Origin of the sequence: uncultured Paenalcaligenes sp., from assembly GCF_947630565.1 — a bacterium.
GTDB classification, from domain to species: Bacteria; Pseudomonadota; Gammaproteobacteria; order Burkholderiales; family Burkholderiaceae_B; genus Paenalcaligenes; species Paenalcaligenes faecalis.
Genome location: NZ_CANRIC010000072.1, coordinates 1 through 6,684, shown reverse-complemented (window position 1 = coordinate 6,684; position 6,684 = coordinate 1). Strand labels below are relative to the sequence as shown.

Below are 6,684 nucleotides of genomic sequence, written 5' to 3'. Positions count from 1 at the left end.
GCCCTTGCAATACCTGCACCTGCTGCTCGACATGATCTAAACGTTGCTGACACACCTGCGCCAACTTGACACCTTGCTCATAAGCCTGCAGTGACTGCTCTAAAGGCAATTCACCACTTTCCATACGTGCAACGATTTGCTCTAGCGAGGCTAAGGCCTGCTCAAAATCGGTAGGTAAATCGGTAGGTAACTGTTGATCCGACATGGTGGTTACATCCATAAAAATCGCCATAACGGCGCATTTTAACCGTGATTAAGATTTCCTGCTTAGACACTGACCCAAAGCCGCGTATTAGCCTTTTTGCTGAGGGCGAGTTTTATCTGCGATCCACTCACTCCATGAGCCTGGGTAAAGAGAGGCGCCAGACAAACCCGCTAATTCCATAGCAAAAATATTATGACATGCGGTCATTCCAGAGCCACAATAATGCACCACAGCAGAAACATCCACATCACCTAACAGCTCGTTAAACTCAGCTCGTAATTGCTCTACTGATTTAAAGTGACCATCGGGCTGCAAGTTTTGCGACGTGGGTCTATTCAAAGCGCCTGGAATTCGCCCTGCTACCGGGTCAATAGGCTCTTTTTCACCCCGGTATCGCTCTGCGGCTCGGGCATCGACCAGCGTATAAATAGGCTGATCTAATTGAGCGACTATGGCGGCAGCATCCACTGTGGGTTGCTGAGGCTCTATAGTGACGGCCACACGTTGCTCGGGCACAGGCGGGAGTTCCAAATGATTGTCCGTAACACCCCCCGCAGCTAACCAAGCCTGCCACCCCCCATCCAAAATCATGACGTGATTAAAGCCTGCCCAACGCAATAGCCACCAAGTACGAGCCGCCATATGCGCCTGACTGGCATCATAAATAACAATCTGCGTCTCTTTGTTGAGTTGATATTGCTGCAACAACTGCACAAAACGGGCCAGATCAGGCAAGGGGTGTCGCCCATTTTGCCCTGTCATTTGACCCACTAGCTCGGCCTCGTTGTCTAGAAAATAAGCACCGGGTATATGCGCCTGCATGTATTGCTGGCGGCCTAGCTGATGATTCATCAAATCATGGCGCACATCAAAAATAACTGTATTTTTTTGGTGCAATTGTTGTTGTAGTTCTTTAGCACTAATTAATAACTGAGTCATAACCATCCTTTATTTAGCCGTACTTTTCACGGTCTGACCTCGCATAATACGATCTTCGCTATAGGTACGCCAAGCTGAAATCAACCCAGATAGGATAATAAGTGCCATCCCACCCCAAGCTATTAAATCAGGCATATCATCCCAGAAAATAATACCGATAATTGCAGCAAAGATAATGGTTGAATACTGCAAAACCGCCGTAAGCAACGCCGAGCCCAAACCAAAGGCTCGAGTAATAGCGAGCTGCCCAAAGAGGCCGAACAAACCAATCCCGCCTAAAGCGGCATAGGCAGGCCAACCAATCGTGGCCCACCCCAGAGTGGCCAATGATAAGCCGCCAGTTAAGCAAACAAAGCAAGAAAAAATAAAGACTGTGCGCCACTCGGGCTCACCAAGACGGCCTAACTGACGAATCTGCATCATCGCCACCGCCGCAAAAGCCCCTGCCATCAACCCCAATAAAGCATAAGGCAGTTGATCTTCGTTAAGACTAGGACGCAAAACGGCAACCACCCCTAAAAAACCCAATAAAACAGCCGTGATACGAACTGGATCTCGTTGTGTGCCACCAAAAAACAGCATCCAACCACCAATAAATAAAGGTGCGGTATAGTTTAAACTGATGGCTGTGGATAAAGGCAGCATCGATAAGGCGGTGAACCCCAGCCACATTGAGCTCACCCCAAATCCATTACGTAACAAATGCGCCTTCCAACTAACAGGCCGCAAACTACGTTTATGGTATTGGGTCCAAATCCACAACAAAACAACAGATGGAATGCCTCTAAAGAGTATAATTTGAGGCATATTGGCATCATAGTCGGCGGCGACTTTTACACAGGCGCCCATCAGCGCAAACATAACACAGGCCACCAACATCCATAACGACTGCATGAGAAAATCACCTTATAGTGGGCGCAAATCAATACTATACTCTGCACTCTTGTAAAAGATACAATCAGCCTCATTTTATCAGTCAACCATCGGACACTGTGGCGTTTTCGCCGGACAATTTTTACTACGCTATAGGAAGTACGCATGAAGCGAATTTTTTTATTTTTAGCCACTAACCTAGCCGTTATGCTGGTGTTAAGCATTGTACTGAACCTACTCGGGGTGAATCGATTCATCTCAGGTTCAGGCATTAATATTCCTCAACTTTTAGTCTTCTCTTTAGTTGTTGGTTTCACTGGGTCTTTTATTTCTCTATTCATGAGTAAATGGATGGCCAAACGCAGTACTGGCGCCTATGTCATTGACCCCAACAGCCCGCGTAACCAACAAGAAGCCTGGCTCGTCAGCACAGTTCATCAACTTGCCGATAATGCCGGTATTGGTCACCCAGAGGTCGCCATCTACGAAGGCGAACCCAACGCTTTTGCCACGGGTGCATTTAAAAATGATGCCTTAGTCGCGGTATCTACAGGGCTACTCGCCACCATGAGCCAAGAAGAAGTGGCCGCCGTACTGGGCCACGAGGTCGCGCACGTCGCCAATGGAGATATGGTTACTCTGACCCTCATCCAAGGTGTAGTAAATACATTTGTTGTGTTTTTTGCGCGTTTAGTTGGCTATGTTGTTGATCGAGTCATTTTGAAAAACGATCGTGACGGCCTTGGGATCGGCTACTACGCTGCCGTTATCGTGAGTGAAATTGTCTTTGGGATTTTAGCTTCGATCATTGTGGCTTGGTTCTCTAGACTACGCGAATACCGAGCAGACGAAGGCGCAGCCAAACTCATGGGTTCACCCCGTCCTATGATTAATGCCTTAGCCCGTTTGGGCGGCGTAGAGACGTCTGATTTACCCAAATCATTCGAAGCATCCGGAATTGCCGGTGGCCGATCTTTAGGTGCCCTATTTGCATCCCACCCACCTATTGAGGATCGAATCCGCGCATTACAACAGCGTGGCTAAACCCTTTAGCCTTAAGCAAAAAACGGCTGCGATTATTGCAGCCGTTTTTTTATGCTTTCAAGTCGACGCTATTTTTTAATGAGCCTGCCCCCAGTTATCACCCACTCCCACTTCTGCAGTCAAAGGGACGTCTAAATCCGCTACCGATCTCATTAACTCTGGCAGGTGCTGCACTAAAAGGTCCACCTCATCTGCGGGTGCATCAAACACTAACTCATCATGCACCTGCATAATCATCAGGGTTTTCATTTGCTCAGCATCTAACCAGTTCTGTACCGCCACCATTGCTTTTTTAATTAAATCAGCCGCTGTACCCTGCATCGGTGCATTAATGGCAGCACGCTCTGCGCCACGGGCTCGAGGCCCTTTTGCTTGAATATCGGGAAAATATAAACGACGCCCAAAAACCGTCTCTACATATCCCTGCTGTTTGGCTACCTCTTTTATGGTTTCCATGTAGCGTGCCACACCAGGATAACGAGCAAAATAGCGATCAATATATGATTTCGCCGCGGCATTAGTAATGCCTAGATTTTTAGCTAATCCATATTGCCCCATGCCATAAATCAAACCAAAGTTAATGGCCTTAGCAGCATGTCGCTGCTCGGCACTGACCTCGATAGGTTCAATATGAAAAATCTCTGCAGCGGTTGCCGTATGCACATCGCCCCCTTCAGCAAAGACACGTTGTAAATTTTTATCCCCAGACACATGCGCCATAATACGTAACTCAATTTGCGAGTAATCCGCTGCCACTATTTTATCTTTAGAGGCAATAAAAGCATCACGAACCTGTCGCCCCTCTGGAGTACGCACAGGAATATTCTGCAAGTTTGGGTCCGAGGACGCTAAGCGTCCAGTAATCACCGCAGCCTGCGCATAACGGGTATGAACACGCCCCGTTTGACTATCCACCATCTTCGGCAATTTATCTGTATAGGTAGATTTTAGTTTGGCAATCCCACGATATTCCAGCAAAAGCTTAGGCAGAGGATAGTCCAAAGCCAGTTCTTGCAAAACATCCTCGCTGGTTGAAGGAGCCCCGCCTGCTGTTTTACGTACGACAGGAATCCCCATTTTTTCGAACAGGATCTCTCCAACTTGTTTAGGCGAGTTCATATTAAATGGCTGGCCCGCTAGCTCATAGGCCTGCTGCTCTAAATCGACTAACCTCTGCCCTAAAGCATGGCTTTGTTGCCCTAATAGCTCACTGTCTATCGCTACCCCATTTCGCTCTACTACGCCTAAAGTTACCGAGGTCTTTAACTCTAACTGATAGATATCTTCTAATCCGGGACGCTCTGTAATTTGAGGGCGCAGTGTCTGATGCAAACGCAAGGTCATATCTGCATCCTCTGACGCGTAGTGTGCTGCTGTAGCCACATCGACTTCATCAAACCCTATTTGCTTGGCCCCCTTGCCACAAATGTCTTCGTAGGATGTGCCTTTAAGTCCTAACCAGCGCTCCATAAGCTCTTCCATATTGACTCGCTTATGGGCCTCTAGCACATACGCTTGCAGCATGGTGTCATCTGCAACCCCTCGTAAAGCAATGCCTTCATTAGCCAATACATGGGTATCGTATTTAGCATTGTGCAATACCTTAGTGGGTGTCGCGTCCTCAAGCCAAGGAGTCAATAAAGCCAACACCTGCGCCTTATCGAGTTGCTCGACTTGATCTGTACCTCGGTGAGCCAAAGGAATATAACAAGCGTGTCCAGCCTGCACGGATAAAGACAACCCCACTAACTTAGCTTGCATTGGATCTAATGAGGTGGTCTCTGTGTCTAGCGCAACGCGATCGGCGTGCTGAATTACAGTTAGCCACTGCTCTAATGCCTCTTGAGTCAATACCGTCTGATACTCCGTACTATCAACTTGGGGGGATTGCGCCTCTATCACATCAGATTGAATCTCTAGGGGTTGAGGTTTAGCTTCAAGGGCCTTGCTACGATCTTGCTCTGGCAGCTGATCTGCTTGTCCTGTTAGCTCTCTAAGCCACGTTCTAAACCCGTACTCATTGTAATAGTGTTGCAATTGGCCCTTGTCCTCTGGGCGAGGCGCTAAGTGTGTAATTTCTGCAATGTCTTTGGGTAAATCGCAATCCAGTTTTATCGTCACTAATTGGCGAGTCAAATCAAACTGAGGAATAAATTCACGCAGATTATTTCCTACAACCCCTTTTATTTCTTGTGCGTGTGCAATTAAATTATCTAGGGTCTCGTACTGATTCAACCATTTTTGTGCTGTTTTAGGCCCAACTTTAGGAACCCCTGGGATGTTGTCAGAGGTATCACCAATTAACATTAAATAATCAATAATTTGATCTGGACGTACCCCATATTTATCCATGACCCCTTGCTCATCCTGACGCTCATCTTTCATGGTATCGATCAACTCAATATGAGAATTAACCAATTGCGCCAAGTCCTTATCACCTGTGGATATAATAGTATGAATACCCTCTTGGGCCGCCTGATGCGCTAAGGTTCCTATGATGTCATCCGCCTCGACCCCTGGCACACACAGCAAGGGCCATCCCATGGCTTGTATAATTTGGTGCAAAGGCGCAATTTGTTGCGCTAAGTCTTCTGGCATAGATGGTCGTTGCGCTTTATATTGCGTATACAATTCGTCTCTAAAGGTCTTGCCCTTGGCATCAAACACGCAGGCCATGTAATCGGCATTGATATCTTGCAATAATTTACGCAGCATATTTATCACCCCGTACATGGCACCTGTAGGCTCACCACGCGCATTGGTTAAATTACTACGTAACATCGCATAATAAGCGCGATATAAATAGCTGGACCCATCTACTAGCAACAAGGTTTTTTTCATGTCTAATAATAAAGTTGTACGTTTACCGGCTTCGATGCAAATCCCAACCATCAGTAAAGAGTTGCAAACTGCTGTTGATACTCTACAGGAAATCGGTTGGGGTGTAAGTGTTTTTGGCAGCGCTCGGATCAAACCCGATCACAAATACTATCAGTTAGCCGAAGAACTAGGCCAGCGCTTAGCTAAGGCTAACTATCCTGTTATAGCGGGCGGTGGCCCTGGCATTATGGAGGCAGCAAATAAGGGTGCCTTTGAGGCTGGCGGCAAAAGTGTGGGCCTAAATATACGCCTACCACGTGAAACCACCAATAACCCATATCAGACACATAGTTTACAGTTTGAGTACTTTTACTCTAGAAAAGCCACCTTTTTTATGCATAGTGCCGCGTATATTGCGCTACCAGGCGGTTTTGGTACCTTGGATGAATTGTTCGAAGCCATCACCCTAGTCCAAACCAAAAAAAATCCGCCTGCACCTATTGTACTGGTTGGCTCTGATTTCTGGGCTGGTCTAATTGAATGGGTCAAAGAACAGTTAATTAGCCATGCGTTTATTGGGGCAAATGACGTAAACTTAGTCACTGTCACTGATGATTTGGACGAAGTCATGCGCATAGTCAATAGCTGTTGCGCTCAAATAGCCGCCGACCAAGGCAAAGCTCCTGTGCTTCCCCAAGAGACGCCCTACACAAAGGACTAATCGAAGTCAATAACCCCGCCCTAAAGGGCGAGGCATGCCAGATTCGTTCTGTGCTTGCCTAGATTGACCAGACTCAGCGCTG

General features: G+C 47.2%; 6 protein-coding genes. 2 read left to right on the top strand and 4 right to left on the bottom strand.

What is annotated here, in order from left to right; translation table 11 throughout:
* The 3 genes from Q0Z62_RS10325 to Q0Z62_RS10315 all read right to left on the bottom strand — a co-directional run.
* The coding region (locus Q0Z62_RS10325) for an exodeoxyribonuclease VII small subunit (RefSeq protein WP_298054236.1) at positions 1–220 on the bottom strand (220 nt) is incomplete at its 3' end.
* Between the two features lie 72 nt (positions 221–292).
* The gene (locus Q0Z62_RS10320) at positions 293–1,144 is read right to left on the bottom strand and encodes a sulfurtransferase (protein ID WP_298054231.1); all 852 of its coding nucleotides are present in this window, start codon (positions 1,142–1,144) and stop codon (positions 293–295) included.
* A 9-nt stretch (positions 1,145–1,153) separates the two neighbouring features.
* Entirely contained in the window at positions 1,154–2,038 is an 885-nt protein-coding gene (locus Q0Z62_RS10315) for a DMT family transporter (protein WP_298054228.1), read from the bottom strand.
* A 144-nt stretch (positions 2,039–2,182) separates the two neighbouring features.
* On the opposite strand from Q0Z62_RS10315, the gene htpX reads away from it, so the two are divergent.
* The gene (gene htpX, locus Q0Z62_RS10310; protein WP_269900135.1) at positions 2,183–3,061 is read left to right on the top strand and encodes a protease HtpX; all 879 of its coding nucleotides are present in this window, start codon (positions 2,183–2,185) and stop codon (positions 3,059–3,061) included.
* Between the two features lie 75 nt (positions 3,062–3,136).
* Here htpX and polA read toward each other — a convergent pair whose 3' ends face one another.
* Complete coding sequence (gene polA / locus Q0Z62_RS10305) at positions 3,137–5,902, bottom strand: DNA polymerase I (protein WP_298054225.1); 2,766 nt, start codon at positions 5,900–5,902, stop codon at positions 3,137–3,139.
* Between polA and Q0Z62_RS10300 the strand changes: the two genes are divergently transcribed.
* Positions 5,901–6,602, top strand: a complete 702-nt coding sequence (locus Q0Z62_RS10300; protein ID WP_298054222.1) for a TIGR00730 family Rossman fold protein — start codon at positions 5,901–5,903, stop codon at positions 6,600–6,602. The two genes, polA and Q0Z62_RS10300, sit on opposite strands and share 2 nt — an antisense overlap.
* The last annotated feature ends 82 nt before the right edge of the window (positions 6,603–6,684 follow it).

Bases quoted from the DNA above. Each gene is read 5' to 3' on its own strand.
- Q0Z62_RS10320 (WP_298054231.1), bottom strand. From the start codon at position 1,144: ATGACTCAGTTATTAATTAGTGCTAAAGAACTACAACAACAATTGCAC.
- Q0Z62_RS10315 (WP_298054228.1), bottom strand. From the start codon at position 2,038: ATGCAGTCGTTATGGATGTTGGTGGCCTGTGTTATGTTTGCGCTGATG.
- htpX (WP_269900135.1), top strand. From the start codon at position 2,183: ATGAAGCGAATTTTTTTATTTTTAGCCACTAACCTAGCCGTTATGCTG.
- Q0Z62_RS10300 (WP_298054222.1), top strand. From the start codon at position 5,901: ATGTCTAATAATAAAGTTGTACGTTTACCGGCTTCGATGCAAATCCCA.
- polA (WP_298054225.1), bottom strand. From the start codon at position 5,902: ATGAAAAAAACCTTGTTGCTAGTAGATGGGTCCAGCTATTTATATCGC.